Here is a 17,873-nt window from a genome sequence, read left to right as displayed (position 1 = left end):
TCGCTAACAATCTTACTTTATCTTCGATGATATTTCTTTTTAAGTACTCGCACCATAAATTTCGGAATGGCAATCATTCTTTTTAACCTAGATGGTTCTTTAATTAATCGATATAGCCATTCTAAATTAGTATCCCTCCATATTTTTGGTGCTCTTTTGACTACACCAGCCCATACATTAAAACTTCCTCCGAGCCCGATGAAAACCCCTTTATTAAAGTTATGCATGCTTTTTGCAATCCAATTTTCCTGTTTTGGAAACCCGAGACCTACTAACACAATATCGGGCTCAGTTTCCTTAATGTGAGAGATGATCGTCTCATCATTATCATCAAAATAACCATGGTGAAATCCAACGATATCTACATGTGGGTATCGTTGTTGAATGTTTTTCGCAGTTAGGCCAATAACGTCAGGTTTTGCACCTAAAAGATATATTTTGTAACGATGGTCGTTTGCAATATTTAAGAGCTTCTCCATAAAATCTATACCCGTTAATTTTTCTTTGAGAGGTTTACCTAAGATTTTGGAAGCAATTACAATGCCTGCTCCATCCGGGATAATGTAGGTAGCTTTTTTTAGGGTTAAATCGTATGATGGATTTGATTTAGCATATGTAATAATTTCAGGATTTGCTGTAACGATAAAGGTTTTTTGAGAAACTTGCATTCTATTGTGAACTTCTTTTAAGAAGTTTTCCATTCGATTGTTAACAAATTCATATCCCATAACCTCATCAAAGTTAACCATTTTTAATATCCCCCGATATATTTACATAATAATTATCCAATAATTGTATCCCTTAAAACTGGTAGAAAAAAATTTATAATATAGATACACTAGAATGTTATTTTCGCATAAATTCAACTAAAAATATAGTGTTATTGGCATGAAAGTCATATTTTTGCTTTCATCAAAATATTTGGAATTGAGTGAAGCTATTAATTTCTTTACATATATGAATGAACTATATGTTTGTATAGTTAAGGGGATATCGGATAAATATACTAGTATTATGAGTATATTTATTTTGGAAATCCCGCTAATCAGTAGAAAATAATTAATATATACAGCAACCTTTGGTAAAATAGATGTCATAAACAATAATGTAAGTATTGGTGAGAGAGGATAATTATTCATGTTTTAACAAAATTTAAAAATTATGATATTGAGTCTAGATGTGTAATTGTTATTCTATACAAAGGAATTGCCCTAGATACTAAAAAGCTGTTTTTAAGGTTTTAATTTTTTATACCAAAAAATAGACAAGCATATTAACAATTGTAGTTATCATCTTTTTCTCTGTATACAAGATGCCTCAGCTACCTGCGAAAAGAGCCTACTTCAATAAGCACTTGATAATATTTGTATTGTTGTCAAGCGATGTTTATCTTATAATTAGTTTTTTATGCTAGTGGAAACCTGTTCATACATTCATTTGCAATACTAGCATCTATATTATGCCTTTTAAAAAGAAGGGACGTAAGACGTTATGAAAAAAATTATTACCTATGGAACGTTTGATTTGTTGCATTGGGGGCATGTTAACCTTCTGAAAAGAGCAAGCGAGTTAGGCGACAACCTTACTGTTGGCTTATCAACTGATGAGTTTAATAAAATGAAAAATAAGCAATCCTATCATAATTTTGAAAATAGAAAAAAAGTAATTGAAGCAATACGTTACGTTGACAAAGTAATTCCAGAAAAAAATTGGGAGCAGAAAGCTGATGATATCATTACTCATAATGTAGATATTTTTGTTATGGGAGATGATTGGAAGGGGAAATTTGACTATTTAGAGGATTATTGTCATGTTATTTATTTGCCAAGAACAAAGAGTATTTCTACAACTATGATAAAAAAAAATATGGAGTTATTTACTGAATAATGGGTAAGGAATTATTAATTTCGAGTTATTTACTACTATTTAAGCTGGTCTTTAATTTATGTAAACAATTCAAGCTGAAGAAAAAAATTACATTCGTTATTTCGTATGAAGAAAATGCTCATTTTTTATATAAAGAATTGATAAAACAATCTATGTCAATTGACATTATCATTTTGTGTAAAACGTCAGCAAAAACAGACCTTCAACATATTTTTCAAGAAGCAAAAATATATACGTTTGAATCAAAGAATTTAATTCATTGGCTTTTGTCTATTTATCATTTGGCTACATCCAAAATAATCATCATAGATAATTATTTTGCATTTTTATCGGCAATTACATTTAAGAACAATGTTGAGTGCATTCAAATTTGGCATGCCGCTGGAGCGTTAAAAACCTTTGGCTTACAAGACAAATCGGTTCGTAAAAGGAGTAACAATGCTCAAAGAAGGTTTCGACAAGTGTATAAGCAATTCCACAGGGTAGTTGTTGGTTCAGAGGAAATGGCACAAATATTTATGGAATCATTTCATATTCCAGCTAATCATATACTCCCAACTGGAATTCCAAGGACAGATCTCTTTTATGATGACCAACTTACAAGTCAAATTAAAGAAAAACTCTATTCTAGATTTCCTCTGTTAAAACATAAAAAGATTATATTATATGCTCCGACTTTTCGGCATGGTCAATTAAATAATTACAATATTAAGCTGGATTTGGACAAGCTTTACGAAAAGCTGCAAGAGGAATATATTTTAATATTGAAGCTACATCCAATGGTTAAAGTAAATGTGGATTATGAGGAAACATACAAAGGTTTCGTTGTTGACTTATCTTCTTATAAAAGTACAAATGAGTTATTGATGATCACTGATTATTTAATTACTGATTACTCATCCATTCCTTTTGAATATGCAATTTTACAAAAGCCAATGATTTTTTACCCCTATGATTTAACAATCTACCAACAGGAGCAGGGTGTTATTCAAGATTACGAAACTACTGTCCCTGGGCCTGTAGCGAATGATACTGATGAAATTATCGGTATTATTTTAACCCATCAATTTAATTACGAGTTGATATTAAGATTTTATCATCAATGGAATGAACACTCAAAAGGAAATTCATCAAACAGACTTGTTCAGTACATACTAACCAAAATAACCTAATTTATTCGACAATCGTGGTTGTTCATGTAAGAACAAAGTTAAAATGAGCTTTATGGAAAGGATTACAGCATGAAATCAGTATTGACGATTATTAATGAACATATAAACAATTTCTATTTAATTGTACGTTTATCTATATACGAATTAAAAAGTACCAATAATAATAACTACTTAGGTATCCTGTGGGAGGTCTTAAACCCAATGATTCAAATTAGTGTCTTTTGGTTTGTCTTTGGGTTAGGTATACGAGGCGATAAAGGAGTGGGTGACATCGCTTACTTGCCTTGGATGCTTTCGGGTATTAGTGTTTGGTTTTTCATCTCTCAATCCATTTTACAAGGTTCGAGATCTATTTATTCAAGAGTAAGGATCATAGCAAAAATGAAGTTTCCGATGAGTGTCATACCTACATTTGTTATCGCATCTAAGTACTACTCTCATCTTATACTTACTGGCATTATTATGGTGATATTGTTTTTCTACGATTATTCAATATCGGTATACTTTTTACAGCTACCTTATTTTATGGCTGCTACGATAGCTATTTTAATTGCTATATCTTTAATAACAGCCACACTAGCAACGATTGTTCGTGACGTACAAATGGTTGTTCAATCAGTCGTCAGAGTTCTATTATATTTAACCCCGATATTATGGACAGTAGAGAAATTACCAGAGTTTATTCAACTAATTATGAAATTAAACCCATTTTATTATATTGTTGAAGGTTACCGATCGTCTCTATTAGGACTAAACTGGTACTTTATCGACAATTTAACTTACACTTTATATTTTTGGGGGGTTGTTTTCATACTATTATTAATCGGTTCTGTATTACATGTAAAATTTCGAGATCGTTTCGTGGACTTTTTATAGAGGTGCTCCTTATGATAATTGCCAGTTTCACGCATAGAACTTGTTTCGAAATATTTGGTTATATTGATTAATTAAAGTAAGTGGAAAGATTTACTTTTATAAGCATTTATTATAAATTAGTAGAAGAAATTATAACCTAGATATAAGCATTTGTCAGTTTCGTGGGCATGAATGCTCACAGAGTGATTGAAAGCGTTAGACGAAGATCTATTTTAAATGAAAGGAGTTGTTGTTTCGTATATGATTTATGCAGAAATACTTGCAGGTGGAAAAGGAACTCGCATGGGTAATGTGAATATGCCAAAACAATTTCTACCATTAAACAAAAAGCCGATATTAATTCATACACTTGAAAAATTCATCTTAAATTCAGATTTTGAAAAGATATTAGTCATGACTCCTAGAGAGTGGGTTCATCATTCGAAGGACATTATAAATAAGTACATTGGTGATAATGATCGAGTTATAGTCTTAGAGGGTGGTCAAGATCGCAACGAGTCAATTATGAATGGCATTCGTTATATCGAAGATACGGTTGGGATCTTTGATGATGACTATATTGTTACACATGATTCTGTACGTCCATTTTTAACACATAGAATCATCAAAGAGAATATTGAACAAGTTAAACACTATAATGCTGTTGATACAGTAATAGAAGCAATTGATACAATTATTCAATCTGAAGACGGAAACTTAATTTCTGATATACCAAATAGAAGTATTATGTACCAAGGACAAACTCCGCAAAGCTTCCATATAAAAACACTTGTTGGCTATTACAATAAATTAACACGAGCAGAAAAAGAACAGCTGACAGATGCTTGCAAAATATGTTCACTGTATGGTGAAGATGTAAAAATAGTTAAAGGTGAGGTTTTTAATATAAAAATTACGACTCCATATGATCTGAAGGTTGCTAATGCAATATTACAGGAGAATATTGAGCATGATTAATCAAGTATATAGATTGGTATCTCCAAGGCAATTTGAAATTTCATATAAGGATAGTTCAATTAATTCAGATCGTTTAATCGTTCGTCCAACATTTTTATCGATTTGCCAAGCAGATCAACGGTATTATACTGGAACTAGGGGGGAAGCTGCATTATCTAAAAAGCTACCCATGGCATTAATTCATGAGGCAGTGGGAGAGATCGTGTACGACCCTTATGGTGAATATCGTCCTGGGACGAAGGTTGTTATGATTCCAAACTCTCCTATTGAAGAGGATGAAATTATTGCTGAGAATTATCTACGTTCAAGCAGGTTTTTGTCAAGCGGTTATGACGGTTTTATGCAGGATTATGTTTTTCTGAAAAGAGATCGCTTTGTAGTTCTGCCTGACAATATTAATGAATTTGTTGCTGCTTTTACTGAATTAATAACAATTGCGATGCATGCCATGTCAAGGTTTGAGAGGTTATCGCATACTCGTCGAAAAAGGTTTGGTGTGTGGGGAGATGGAAATTTAGGTTATATTACTGCACTCCTATTAAAAAGAAAATATAGAGATTGTCATGTCATCGTAGCTGGAAAAACGCAATATAAGTTAGACAACTTCTCATTTGTAGATGAAGTATACAATATTAATGACATACCAGATGATGTTCAGTTCGACCATGCCTTTGAATGTGTTGGTGGAATTGGTAGTCAATATGCAATTAACCAAATTATTGATTATATTATTCCTGAAGGTTCCATTTCAATCTTAGGAGTTTCTGAATATCCAGTGGAAATTAATACGAGGATGATTCTAGAAAAAGGTATTACAGTCATTGGAAGCAGTAGAAGTGGTTATATTGACTTTAAGAATACAGTTGATTTTTTAGCAGCAAATCTTGACATCGTGGATTATTTAGAAACACTTGTAGGCTCTGTTAATGAAGTTAGATCCATTAAAGATGTTATCAATGCCTTTGAAAAAGACTTAACTACATCTTGGGGCAAGACTGTACTGGAATGGAAGATATAAATGTCTAATATTCAAAGAAGGATATTTCAATGATAAATGTGAAGCTTTTGCCAACATTATTAGTGAAAATTTTTTTGGGTAGTTTGCATCAAATTTTTGCACTGCTTTATGCGATCAATCCCAATAAAATAACCTTTGCATCTAGTCGTTCTGAGGAGATTAGTGGAAATTTAAAATTTGTTTATGAAGAGCTATTAGCTAGAAACAAAGGAATCTCTTATGTATTGTTATTTAAAAGGAATTCAGCAAGTAAAATAGGGAAGTTGACATATTTAGTACATATGACTAAGGTAATGTATCATCTGGCTACTTCAAAATACTTTGTAATAGATGATTATTTTTTTCCTGTGTATATTATAAGCCCTAGACAAGGTGTGGATATTATTCAGCTATGGCATGCAGCAGGTGCGTTTAAGACCTTTGGACATAGTACAACTAGTAAGAGTTATGGCCCATCTAAAGAATATTTAAAATACATAAAAGTACACGGCAATTATACTAAAGTATTAGTTAGTGCGGAAGAGGTTATTCCATATTATGCTGAAGCATTTAATATGTCTGCAAATAAAATATACCCCATAGGTATACCAAGAACAGATTATTTTTTTGATTATGCAAAGCATAGGCCAGTTTATCAAAGATTTATCGGTGAATTTCCAGAACTATCAGGAAAAAAATTGATATTATATGCTCCTACTTTTCGTGGAAATGGTTATCATCAGAAATCATTGGACTATTTAATTGATTTCCATGCATTACATTCAGTTTTAGGAGAGGACTATGCGGTTCTCGTGCACCTGCATCCTTATGTACAGGAAAAAATAGCAATAAATCCAAAACATTCTTGTTTTATTTATCAAATTGAGAAGAATTATAGTATTGAAGAGCTATTATTATTATCAGATATGTTAATTACTGATTATTCTTCTATTATATTTGATTATAGTATTTTACAACGTCCAATCTTATTTTATGCGAACGATTTAGAAGAGTATAGGAAAGAACGAGACTTCTATTATCCTTATAAAAATTTTATCCCTGGTCCGTTTTTCAATAACTCCGAAGAACTGGCTTACTGTATTAAAAAAGGTGAATTTGATTATCAGTTAATATCAACGTTTAGACAACGCTTTTTACCAACCAGTGATGGTCATGTATCCAAAAGGGTGACTGATTTCATATTTTCGGTTGATACACACTCAGGATGATTACAGAGAAAGAAGGGGGTTTACTTTAATGAACTCACCAGGCTTAAAAGAGAGTAATTTACATAAAAAAATAGCACCTAATGAGTTAAAGATAAATGATGACAATACAAACTATAATGAAGAAGTTGGGGTTATCAAAACCAATGAATATGATGAAGAGGTAATACGTGCTGCAAAAGAGATGATTGCTGCGGGAAAAAATCTTCCTACGGCAACTTCACACACACATATTAATGATGAGAATACAACATATACCGAAGATTTATTAGTAAAAAATATTGATCATGCTGAAAATATGCTACCATCTGCAAAACGTATGATAGATGCAGGAAAAGAGATTATACCTAAGAGAACCATATCACATTTAAGTTGGAACGGTGCAATTATGGAAATTAAGGGATATTATTATTTGCAGGATATTCCTTTGCGTGATGAAGATTTAGTAAAGAAACGTCTCATTTTAATTAACGAAGAGAAGGAGAAAATAGCGATTCCTTTAAGAGATGTTTTAGTTGAATTATTTAACGATGATAAATCAAAAAATATTGATGTAGATGTATACAAATGGGCAGGTTTTGTTGGGACGGTAAATTTTGCGACGATTTCTAAAAATGCACACCCTCTTCCTGCGTCATTATATAAAATGTTTATTGAAATAGAGATTCAAGATTATAATGGTAAAAAGTACAGTAGAATGTATCCGTTAGGTAATATAGAAAGGTTTTTACATCATCAGTTTTATACAACTAAAATGGAGTATTTTTCTAACAGAAAAGAAATGAGATATAATCTTTTAGCATCTTATGATGAACATGAAAAGACGTTGACATTAAGATCAACACAGTTAATGGATATCGACCCCTCTAGGCTGATTATAGAAAAAAATAAGAGCAATGGCTTAATATATAAAATCATAAAAACAATTGGTTTTAGAGGGCTGTATAGCATTTTTAAATTGTTACCAATGCAGAAGAATAAAGTGCTGTTTACATCAGATAGTCGAACTGAAATGAGTGGTAATTTCGAATTCGTTTATGAAGAAATGCAAAGTCGAGAATTTGATTGGAAATACAGATTTTTATTTAAAGAAGGCATTACTGATAAAAAGACAATAGGAGAAATAGTTGAGTTAGCTTATCATTTGGCAACATCGAAAGTTATTTTACTTGATGACTTTTACCCGATGGTTTATCCTTTGAAAATTCGTAAAAATGCTGAACTCATTCAACTTTGGCATGCAGTGGGTGCTTTCAAGAAATTTGGTTTTAGTCGGATAGGTCTACCTGGTGGGCCTTCACCAAAATCAAAAAATCATAGAAATTATACTAAAGCAATTGTAAGTTCTGATCATATTGGGAAATATTATGCTGAGGGTTTTGGTATTGATAGGGAAAACGTTGTAGCAACAGGAATCCCTAGAACAGATGTGTTTTTTGATAAGTCTTATCAAGAGGAAGTAAAAGAACAATTATACAATGATTATCCATTTTTAAAGGGTAAAAAAGTCATTATGTTTGCACCAACCTTCAGAGGGAATGGTCAACAATCCGCTTATTATCCTATGGAAGTATTGAATTTACATAAGCTATACGAATCATTAAGTGATGAATATGTTTTTCTGTTTAAATTACACCCCTTTATAAAAAATGACTTTAGTATACCTTATCAGTATGGTGATTTTTTCTATGACTTTTCATCGTATCGGGAGATCAATGATTTATTATTTATAACAGATGTGTTAATAACGGATTATTCTTCAGTATGTTTTGAGTACGCATTGCTTGATAAACCTATGATTTTCTTTTCTTATGATGTTGAAGAATATGTGCAGAAAAGAGATTTTTACTTTGAGTACCAATCATTTATTCCTGGTCCACTAGTACGCTCTACAAAAGAACTAATTGAGACAATTATAAATGAAAATTTCGAAATGCATAAAATAAAACCATTTGTAGAGTATTTCTTTGATGATATAGATGGGATGTCTAGCACAAGAGTGGTGGACCAATTGATTTTAGGGCTTGAGGAAGAAGTTATTGAAGAGGGATAAATTAAGGAGTTTTATTTACAAAGGTTTGCTGTCAGAAAGCAAAATGGACGAAACATAAATAACTGATTTCATGCTATTGCAGGAGTATTTGCTTAGGTTTATATATCTAACAAAAACAATCTTGCAATGGCATTTTTAATTTATATGAGCTTTTGATGTATTTACAAAAATTTATCAAAATCTTTAAAAGCTTACTGTATTTTTCGCAAATCAAATCCGTATAATAAAGTAAATAGTTCGATAATCACACTTATATTTATATTGTCTGTGTGGAAAACTTAATATATGCCAATTGTTCATTATTACTTCGTTCAGGTACAGCGTAGCATTCACCACGAAGATTTATATTGCTTGTGCTTACCCTAATTATTGTTTTCGTAAGAAGAAATAATATGTAAAAACAACTAACGTTCATGATACTGTTTCCCTACAGTTCGATAGCCTGATATAAGAAAGTAATTGATTTGTTCATGAAGACGTAAGTTGGAAAAGGGGGACTATTAATGAGGATAAAAGTTATAAATTCTATAACTGATGAAAATGGTATCGCTACACCTAACGACATGATTGGCAAAGAATATGATGTAATAAAAAAAGATCAGGCTGGTGTATGGGTGAGAGCTCAAGGTAAGCTAGATGCATTTTTATACTACGAAGAATTAGAAATTTTAGAACTAAGTGACAATTTATCTAATCCTCTTAGTCATTATTTTAAGGGATTACCTAAGGATAAATATGAGGAAGAATTAGCATCTTTAGGGTGTTCGCATTTACTATAATATGTACAAAATTCATTTACTTTAAGGTCTGATGTATGATCAGTTTATTTTATGATCTGTTTGCAGCACGATACCTAGCTAATATTAATCATGATGGTGAGTATGTTGTTAATGAATATCTATTCATAAAAATTTATGTTAATATGGATATAAAAATTGTGAATAGTAAAAGTGCCTATATTCATTTTTATGGTTAATAGAAGGAGCAAATATGAACAGTACTGTTATTTTTAACAATGTTGCAAAAAAGTATAAAATGTATAAAAAAACTTCAGATAAGCTGTTAGATATCGTCCTCCCTAAAGGCTATGGGAAGGATTTTTATGCGTTGCAGGATATTAACTTTAAAGCTGAAAAGGGAGATACTATAGGTATTGTCGGTATTAATGGTTCAGGAAAATCGACATTATCAAATTTGATTTCAGGGGTAATACCACCATCTTCAGGAGGTATTGAAATAAACGGTGAAGCCTCTCTTATAGCAATCGCATCTGGCTTAAACAATGAATTAACTGGGAGAGATAACATTGAGCTGAAATGTTTAATGTTAGGCTTCTCGAAACAAGAAATAAAAGTGTTAACTCCTGAAATTATTGAATTTGCTGAACTCGGGGAATTCATTGATCAACCCGTTAAAAAATATTCAAGTGGTATGAAGTCTCGTTTAGGATTTGCAATTTCAGTGTCAATAGATCCTGATATATTAGTAATTGATGAGGCGCTATCAGTAGGTGATAAAACATTTGCTGATAAATGTTTAGAAAAAATGAATAGCTTTAAAGAAAAAGGAAAGACCATCTTTTTTATTAGCCATTCAATGGGTCAAATAAAAGACTTCTGTGAAAAGGTTCTTTGGTTAGAAGCAGGTGAAATCAAAGCATATGGTTTAAAAGAAGAGATTATACCTCAATATGAAAAGTTTATAAAAGATTATAAGAAGATGACGAAGGAAGAAAAGGAGCAATTAAAACATAAATTCAATGAAAAACGTAGTGGAAAACAAATCCAAGCGCAGACATCACCTACTGGATAACCTAACAGCCATAATATTTACTTCTGATACATAAGGTTGTTTTCGCACTGATTGATGCTTTCGTTCTAGGATAAAAGCACGTATACATCTAGCATAGTATACATTATGCTGTGCATTTTTAGTAACAAAAGCATCGATGTTTTTGAAAAAAATCTTATTAAATTACATCGATACTTTCTATAACAAATTAAGGGGCACTTCTATGTCTTATTTTGACTTAGAAATGCCCCTTTTTGTATGTAAATTTATATTGATTCGAAAATAAGGTTGTGTTAGAATAAGATTTGATCAGAATAAAAAATAAATATAATTACAATTACCCAATTTAATATTAACATTTATTTAGATTTCTGTCAAGCTTTCAGTGGAAAATATCTAATTTGAGAGGTGCTTATATGAATAAAGTTAACAAGGAATGGCAAGGAGAACAGCATCGTGTTGATTTTGTAGTCGAAAAAATCTCGGCAGAACTTGGATCTCTTAAGAAAGATATAGGTGGTGTTAAAGCTGAAATTATTAATATGCGTAAGCATTTTTGGGATGATGTGACAGTTAATTTAGATGATACAAACGAAGCTACTGAAACAGCTATTAGTGTTAAACAACAGGCGGAGATGCTTTCTGAAAGGGAACGGAACCACAAACAGGCCTTTCAACAAATAACAACCTTAAATAAATTAAAAGATTCCCCCTATTTTGGAAGAGTTGATTTTGTTGAAGATGGAGATTGTAAAATGGAAAACATTTATATCGGTATTCGTTCTTATTACGATGAAGAGTCGGAACAATTTCTCGTTTATGATTGGAGGGCACCAATTTCAAGTTTATATTATGACTATTCATTAGGAAAAGCTCAATTTTTAACCCCTAAAGGTGTAATCTCAGGAGAGATGAACCTAAAGCGTCAATTTATTGTACATGAAAGCCAAATCGTAAGTATGTTCGACACAGGTGTTACGATAGGTGATAAACTATTGCAAGAAGTGCTTGGTAATCAATCTAACTCTCAGATGAAAAGTATTGTCGCAACGATCCAGAAAGAGCAGAACTTAATCATTCGTAATGAAAACAGTCGCTTACTTATTGTTCAAGGTGCAGCAGGAAGTGGAAAGACATCAGCTGCTCTACAACGTGTAGCTTTTTTATTATATAGATATCGAGAAACATTGCAAGCAGAGCAAATATTGCTGTTTTCTCCTAATTCAATGTTCAACAGCTATGTTTCCACTGTACTACCAGAGCTTGGTGAGGATAATATGCAGCAAACAACTCTTCAAGAATATATAGACCATCAACTTGGTGAAGAATTTGACTTAGAAGATCAGTATGAACAGCTTGAATATACATTGACAGCTACAAAAGATTCAATATATTCGGTTAGGATGAACAATATACGATATAAAGCCAGTTTGGAATTTATGATACTAATAGATCATTATATTAATCAACTGAAAAAACGAGACATGGTTTTTAAAGATATAACATTTAGAAATAAGGTTGTTATTTCAGCAGATCAAATAAAAGAACAATTTTATTCGTTTGATCCATCTATGCGGATTCCTAACCGTTTAACGCTAATGGTGGAATGGTTGCTTAAAGAGCTGAAAAAAATTGAAAAAGCAGAACGTAAGAAGCCGTGGGTGGAAGATGAAATAGAATTATTAGACCGTGATGTGTATGCTCGGGTGTACCGAAAACTTCAACGAGATAACAACAAGTCTAATAACACATTTGACGATTACCGACGCGAGCAAAAGCTACTTGCAGCAATAGTTGTTAGAAAACATCTTAAACCTTTGATGGCTGCAGTTGAACATTTGCGTTTTGTTGATATCCGTAAAATATATATGCAGTTATTTACAACTAATCAATTTATGAATATGCCGAAAGCGGAAAAAAGTATTCAGTATCAGTGGGAAGAAATGTGTGATCAAACAGTCGCACGTATTGAAAAATTCGAATTAGCTTTTGAAGACACAATACCATACTTATATTTAAAGGAACAACTTGAAGGCTTCAAAAAAAATATGGCTGTAAAACACATTTTTATTGATGAAGCTCAAGATTATTCACCTTTTCAATTTGCTTATATTAAATATTTATTTCCAAATAGTAAAATGACCATTCTTGGTGACAAGAATCAAACAATTCATTCTCAAGCTTCTCAAGATGGATTTGCATTATTGACGAAAATGATCGGAGAAAATCAAACTGAGTGTATAGACTTGACACGTAGTTATCGTTCAACTCGACCAATTATAGAATTCACGAAAGAGATCCTTGTTGGAAATGTAGCGATTGATGCCTTTAACAGAGAGGGTGAAAAACCTTTCATGACAAAGGTCGACAATGACACGAGTCATATTGATAAAGTGAAACAACGAATTCACAAGCTTCAACATGAAGATCATAAAACGATAGCGGTTATTTGTAAAACCGCTGATGAAAGTAAGAAGGCATACGATCGTTTGAAAAATGATTTGACTCTCCGCCTTATTAATAAAACAACTAGTTCATTTGAAAGTGGGGTACTTGTCATTCCATCCTACCTTGCGAAAGGTGTTGAATTTGACGCTGTAATTATTTTTAATGGTTCTAGTTCTATTTATGTCGATGAAAATGAGCGTATGCTATTTTATACTGCATGTACTCGTGCAATGCACAAATTGCATATTTTTTTCATTGGTGAGATGAGCCCGTTTTTATCGTGCATTTCACCTAGCAAGTATATAATTGAACATAGCAATTAGAGTATATCTTCATAGTCATGACTTTAACTTTAAGTAGGGGTGGTTGTCTTCTTTAATATAGGAGATAATCATTCTTTTCCTTTGGGTATATTACATTTATTGTTGTTTTCGTATTAATAATTAAAAAATGAAAATTATTAGTATGTGTAGCATCTTTTCTACTACCTTGTTTTAACCGTATTCTTCAGTTTTAAATTCTGTAAAACAGAATATTAGGTGGACACACAACTATTGTTTTACAATACTAACACGTGTATTTAAAAATTTCTTGATGCCTTTCTAGAAATCCCTATTTTCCATCAAACAGTTAGTATAATCAGTCCTGTGCTTAAAAACACACTTGACATTATTTTAACCAACATGTATTATTTATTTGATTAAATTACAAATAATAAAGGAGTTCTGTTTATGTTAGGGGTCGTTCTTAACTAATCCGTAATTTCATACGGTCATTCAAAAAGCCTAAGCTGAAAATGAATTTTCAGCTAGCTTATTTAAGTATGCTTTTTGGATGAAATGTTAAGGACAATGGTCATAGCATACAGTATCCGTTTATTCGTTTAGCTGTGTCTTTTGGCACAGCTTTTTATGTATATTAAAGTTAGGTTTCTTTGTAAGTTACTGTCTAAACATATAAGGTGACATGTTGATGAGATGTGTAATAATAATTATTATTATTGTTCATTCATCTATGTGGAACGTGTACTTTTAGGAAACCATTACAACTTTAATGTAAGATAATAGACGAATTGGATTTAAGGACTCGTATGAAGTTAGACCACAATGAACATTGTTCGTTGTGGTCTTTTTTGTGTAAGGAAAGGGTGAGTTTATGAAGGTGAAGTGGTTTTTATACCGTGAATCTACGATTGAAGAAATTGCTATAGGGATAACAATAAATAAATTTATTTGGAGGAGAATACATTGAACGAACAAACATTTCAAGCATTACAGTTTGATTTCATTAAAAATGAGTTAGCACAATATGCATTAACAGAGGAAGGTAAGCAACATTTATTGGAACTATCTCCTTCGATATCTTTGAAGCAAGTTGAAGCTTGGTTACATGAAGTAGAAGAAGCTGTCTATATTTTGCGGAAAAGTGCATCAGTCCCAATTCATGGACTAAATGGTATTACAAAGGTTATTGAGCAGATGAATAAGGGTGTTGTGTTAAAAACTGAGCAGTTAACGAAAATTTATTCATTTTTAGACAGCAGTACGAAGCTTAAACGTTTTATGAAGGATAAGGAATTTATTGCACCACGAGTCACCACATATGTGTATGCGATGGAGGATCTGCCTAACTTAGCTGATGAAATCATTCGGTGTATAAAGCATGGGCGAGTCGATGATTACGCAACAAAGCAGTTGCAGAAAATTAGAAAGCAATTATTGATTGAAGAAGAGCGATTGAAAGATAAGGTCCAACACATTTTACAATCAAAAAAATATCAACCTTATCTTCAAGAGCCAATTGTGAGTCAACGTGATGGACGATATGTTATTCCAATTAAAAAAGAATACAAAAGGAAAGTTGAAGGGAATGTAGTAGATGCTTCTGCTTCAGGTTCAACAATTTATTTAGAACCAGCTGAAGTTGCTAATATTCAAGAACGTATCGACAGTCTGAAGTTTGAAGAAGATATTGAAATAGAGGCTATATTAAGTTATTTAACAGGGCTAGTTGAAGCACATCAACAAGAAATAGGCTTGGCTGTAGAAACGATGATTCATTACGATGTTTTATTTGCAAAGGGGAAATATAGCGAAGCAATTGGGGGTAACAAAGTTCAACTAAATGAATCACATTTTATCAATTTAAAAAACGCTAGACATCCAATGCTTGGAGAAGATGCTGTTCCTTTATCTGTCCAGCTAGGAAGTGGTTACCACGCTCTTGTTATAACAGGACCAAATACTGGTGGAAAAACAGTATCGATAAAAACAATTGGGTTGCTTACATTAATGGTTCAATGTGGGTTATTCATTCCAGTTGATGAAGGTAGCCATCTAGCAATATACCAACAAATGTTCGTTGATATTGGCGATGGTCAAAGTATCGAACAAAATTTAAGTACGTTTAGTTCTCGGATAACAAATGTTATTGACATTTTAGCAAATGCCAATGATCGAAGCTTAGTGTTAATTGATGAACTTGGGTCTGGTACAGATCCTGGTGAAGGTATGGGATTATCAATTTCTATCTTAGATGAATTATACGAAAAAGGAGCTACTATTTTTGCAACTACGCATTTTAGTGAAATGAAGGAATTTGCGACAGAGAGAGAAGGCTTCCGTAATGGTTCAATGGAATTTGATATCGAAACACTTCGTCCAACTTACCGTTTGCTCATTGGAGAAGGTGGTGACAGCCAAGCATTTAGCATTGCACTAAAGTTAGGGATGCACCCGAAAATTATTGAAAAAGCTCATTCTATAACTTATAAAGAACATAAATCCTACGAGATTCAACAACCATCACTGTCAAAAAAACGAGAGCTTGATAAGCAAATTGCATCAAATAAATATGTAAGAAGAGATAAGCAGGAAAACACGCAACAAGCTAAGGAAAAATTTACGCTTTTTGAGATGGGAGATAATGTGAAAATTGGGTCAACAGGAGAGCTTGGTATAGTGTACAAAGGACCTGACCAATATGGGAATTATATAATTCAAGTGAAGGATGAAAAAAGAAAAATTAATCATAAACGTATGCAGTTGTATATAGCAAGAGATGAACTATATCCCGAAGACTATGATTTTGATATTATTTTTAAAACAAAAGACTATCGAAAGAAAGATAACCTCCTAAACCGTAAACACGTAGAAGGAATAGTTATCGAAACAGAAGAATAAAATGTGGGGTCTGACTACCAGTAGTGTAACGCGTTAAAGTGAAGGGAGTCAGACTCTCTTATCTTGTTCTTCAATTATTGTGCCACCAATCATGGTTAGGTGAACAATAATAGTCATTGCAAGGATATAGCAAACGAGGCCTATCTTTGAAAATGAAACGCCAGTAAAGGTATTATTGAGCCAAATAACAAATAGTGAAAATACTGCTACATTTACTAACAATCCCAACAATTTTACAAAGTCATTAATTTTTTTATTTGGTGTTGATACATTAAATAGGCTGCTAATGATATCAAACGGTAGTAACCAGAAGAAATTTAACAAAGAAATTAACATCATTGAATGCCAATTATAAATTTCAATTGCCAATGAAGAAATTAAACTAAGTAAATAGATAACGAGACAACTAATGCCTACATAGAAACTAATTGTAAATACAATAATGAATAAGATAATAGCAAAACTAATTGACTTGTGCAGACCAAACACCCCTATAAATTATTTTATATTTAAGAAAGGGATAAATATGTAAATGTAAACAAGTGTAATAAAAAAAATCTATCAGGCATCGACAAAGTTTACAGCTTGAAAAGCTATTTTCATGAATATTGTTGCTTCCGATCTATGAACATGTATGAAATTATCGTTTGAGGTATTTTTTCTCGGAAGCATGAAATCTAAAAAAACCACCATATAGCTTTTCCAATTTTGTTACAAGATTTCTACGAAGGCCCTAAAAACAATTGGTTCCTTATACCTCATATTTCATAATTAGAAATTCAGTTTCATAATAAAAAATGTCTGCTCTTTGTGGAAACCAATTCTACTATAAACCGATATGGCTCTGATATTAAAAGTAGCAACACTTAACCGTACGAATTTAGGTTTAAAACGTTTTATGGCAAATTCTAGTCCTGTTTGCACAAATGACAAGCCGTTTCCATGTCCACATAGCTCTGGTTTCATACCTAGCCCGAAATCTATAAAATTTTTTCCATTATCATTATATAACCCAGCAGCTCGTCCATCTGGTACTTGGGCATTGTAACCGAAACATAAAAACCCAATTAATTCGTTGTTCAATTGAACTCTGAAATATGATCCATCCATCAGTTCTTGTATATCCTCAGGACTATCATCGAAATTGTAAAGTGTGAATGGTTCATCATATTCCCATTTACTTATATGATATGCATCATTTAACAACATTTTGTTAATAATCAACGTATTGTCCTCCAAAAGTATACCTCTTATAAAGTTCATCATAACAAAAAATGTAAGAAG

Annotated in this window: 14 protein-coding genes; 11 read left to right on the top strand and 3 right to left on the bottom strand. The window is 32.1% G+C overall.

The window, feature by feature from the left end:
* Nucleotides 1–17: 17 nt before the first annotated feature.
* Nucleotides 18–749 (bottom strand): WecB/TagA/CpsF family glycosyltransferase, encoded by a 732-nt coding sequence (locus tag V1503_RS00475; RefSeq protein WP_410623971.1) that lies wholly within the window; start codon nt 747–749, stop codon nt 18–20.
* A gap of 742 nt (nt 750–1,491) precedes the next feature.
* On the opposite strand from V1503_RS00475, the gene tagD reads away from it, so the two are divergent.
* The 11 genes from tagD (at nt 1,492) to V1503_RS00420 (ending at nt 16,589) form a co-directional block, all read left to right on the top strand.
* Nucleotides 1,492–1,887 (top strand): glycerol-3-phosphate cytidylyltransferase, encoded by a 396-nt coding sequence (gene tagD / locus V1503_RS00470; RefSeq protein WP_410623969.1) that lies wholly within the window; start codon nt 1,492–1,494, stop codon nt 1,885–1,887.
* Nucleotides 1,887–3,059 (top strand): CDP-glycerol glycerophosphotransferase family protein, encoded by a 1,173-nt coding sequence (locus V1503_RS00465; RefSeq protein WP_410623967.1) that lies wholly within the window; start codon nt 1,887–1,889, stop codon nt 3,057–3,059. The genes tagD and V1503_RS00465 overlap by 1 nt, the downstream gene beginning before the upstream one ends.
* 69 nt (nt 3,060–3,128) lie before the next feature.
* On the top strand, nt 3,129–3,935 hold the full coding sequence (locus V1503_RS00460; protein ID WP_320257320.1) for an ABC transporter permease: 807 nt from the start codon (nt 3,129–3,131) through the stop codon (nt 3,933–3,935).
* Nucleotides 3,936–4,175: 240 nt separating this feature from the next.
* Nucleotides 4,176–4,892, top strand: coding sequence for an IspD/TarI family cytidylyltransferase (locus tag V1503_RS00455; RefSeq protein ID WP_410623964.1), 717 nt, complete (start codon nt 4,176–4,178; stop codon nt 4,890–4,892).
* Entirely contained in the window at nt 4,885–5,910 is a 1,026-nt protein-coding gene (locus tag V1503_RS00450; protein ID WP_320257319.1) for a ribitol-5-phosphate dehydrogenase, read from the top strand. The genes V1503_RS00455 and V1503_RS00450 overlap by 8 nt, the downstream gene beginning before the upstream one ends.
* A gap of 29 nt (nt 5,911–5,939) precedes the next feature.
* Nucleotides 5,940–7,118: a CDP-glycerol glycerophosphotransferase family protein gene (locus V1503_RS00445; protein ID WP_410623962.1), complete on the top strand. Its 1,179-nt coding sequence runs from the start codon at nt 5,940–5,942 to the stop codon at nt 7,116–7,118.
* Between the two features lie 28 nt (nt 7,119–7,146).
* Complete coding sequence (locus V1503_RS00440; RefSeq protein ID WP_410623960.1) at nt 7,147–9,168, top strand: CDP-glycerol glycerophosphotransferase family protein; 2,022 nt, start codon at nt 7,147–7,149, stop codon at nt 9,166–9,168.
* Between the two features lie 503 nt (nt 9,169–9,671).
* Nucleotides 9,672–9,947, top strand: coding sequence for a hypothetical protein (locus V1503_RS00435; RefSeq protein WP_320257316.1), 276 nt, complete (start codon nt 9,672–9,674; stop codon nt 9,945–9,947).
* Between the two features lie 211 nt (nt 9,948–10,158).
* A complete protein-coding gene (tagH, locus tag V1503_RS00430; protein ID WP_214482307.1) occupies nt 10,159–10,980 on the top strand; it encodes a teichoic acids export ABC transporter ATP-binding subunit TagH in 822 nt (273 codons plus the stop codon).
* A gap of 395 nt (nt 10,981–11,375) precedes the next feature.
* The gene (helD, locus tag V1503_RS00425; protein ID WP_410623957.1) at nt 11,376–13,730 is read left to right on the top strand and encodes an RNA polymerase recycling motor HelD; all 2,355 of its coding nucleotides are present in this window, start codon (nt 11,376–11,378) and stop codon (nt 13,728–13,730) included.
* Between the two features lie 924 nt (nt 13,731–14,654).
* Nucleotides 14,655–16,589, top strand: a complete 1,935-nt coding sequence (locus V1503_RS00420) for an endonuclease MutS2 (RefSeq protein WP_410623955.1) — start codon at nt 14,655–14,657, stop codon at nt 16,587–16,589.
* 48 nt (nt 16,590–16,637) lie between these two features.
* Here V1503_RS00420 and V1503_RS00415 read toward each other — a convergent pair whose 3' ends face one another.
* Both V1503_RS00415 and V1503_RS00410 read right to left on the bottom strand, forming a co-directional pair.
* Nucleotides 16,638–16,913: a hypothetical protein gene (locus V1503_RS00415; RefSeq protein ID WP_410623953.1), complete on the bottom strand. Its 276-nt coding sequence runs from the start codon at nt 16,911–16,913 to the stop codon at nt 16,638–16,640.
* Between the two features lie 447 nt (nt 16,914–17,360).
* Nucleotides 17,361–17,813 carry a GNAT family N-acetyltransferase gene (locus tag V1503_RS00410; protein ID WP_410623951.1) on the bottom strand — a complete coding sequence of 151 codons (453 nt, stop codon included), beginning with the start codon at nt 17,811–17,813 and terminating at the stop codon, nt 17,361–17,363.
* Nucleotides 17,814–17,873: the final 60 nt, after the last annotated feature.

The sequence above is a fragment of the Nanhaiella sioensis genome (genome assembly GCF_046557775.1).
Classification (GTDB): domain Bacteria; phylum Bacillota; class Bacilli; order Bacillales; family SM2101; genus Nanhaiella; species Nanhaiella sioensis.
Note: the sequence above shows the minus strand (reverse complement) of the source record. Positions and strands in the feature narration are given on the sequence as shown.

What these genes read in the sequence shown, in the direction of transcription:
- V1503_RS00450 (WP_320257319.1), top strand. Translation starts at nt 4,885, where the DNA reads ATGATTAATCAAGTATATAGATTGGTATCTCCAAGGCAATTTGAAATT.
- V1503_RS00475 (WP_410623971.1), bottom strand. Translation starts at nt 749, where the DNA reads ATGGTTAACTTTGATGAGGTTATGGGATATGAATTTGTTAACAATCGA.
- V1503_RS00435 (WP_320257316.1), top strand. Translation starts at nt 9,672, where the DNA reads ATGAGGATAAAAGTTATAAATTCTATAACTGATGAAAATGGTATCGCT.
- V1503_RS00440 (WP_410623960.1), top strand. Translation starts at nt 7,147, where the DNA reads ATGAACTCACCAGGCTTAAAAGAGAGTAATTTACATAAAAAAATAGCA.
- V1503_RS00460 (WP_320257320.1), top strand. Translation starts at nt 3,129, where the DNA reads ATGAAATCAGTATTGACGATTATTAATGAACATATAAACAATTTCTAT.
- helD (WP_410623957.1), top strand. Translation starts at nt 11,376, where the DNA reads ATGAATAAAGTTAACAAGGAATGGCAAGGAGAACAGCATCGTGTTGAT.
- V1503_RS00445 (WP_410623962.1), top strand. Translation starts at nt 5,940, where the DNA reads ATGATAAATGTGAAGCTTTTGCCAACATTATTAGTGAAAATTTTTTTG.
- V1503_RS00465 (WP_410623967.1), top strand. Translation starts at nt 1,887, where the DNA reads ATGGGTAAGGAATTATTAATTTCGAGTTATTTACTACTATTTAAGCTG.
- V1503_RS00455 (WP_410623964.1), top strand. Translation starts at nt 4,176, where the DNA reads ATGATTTATGCAGAAATACTTGCAGGTGGAAAAGGAACTCGCATGGGT.
- tagD (WP_410623969.1), top strand. Translation starts at nt 1,492, where the DNA reads ATGAAAAAAATTATTACCTATGGAACGTTTGATTTGTTGCATTGGGGG.
- tagH (WP_214482307.1), top strand. Translation starts at nt 10,159, where the DNA reads ATGAACAGTACTGTTATTTTTAACAATGTTGCAAAAAAGTATAAAATG.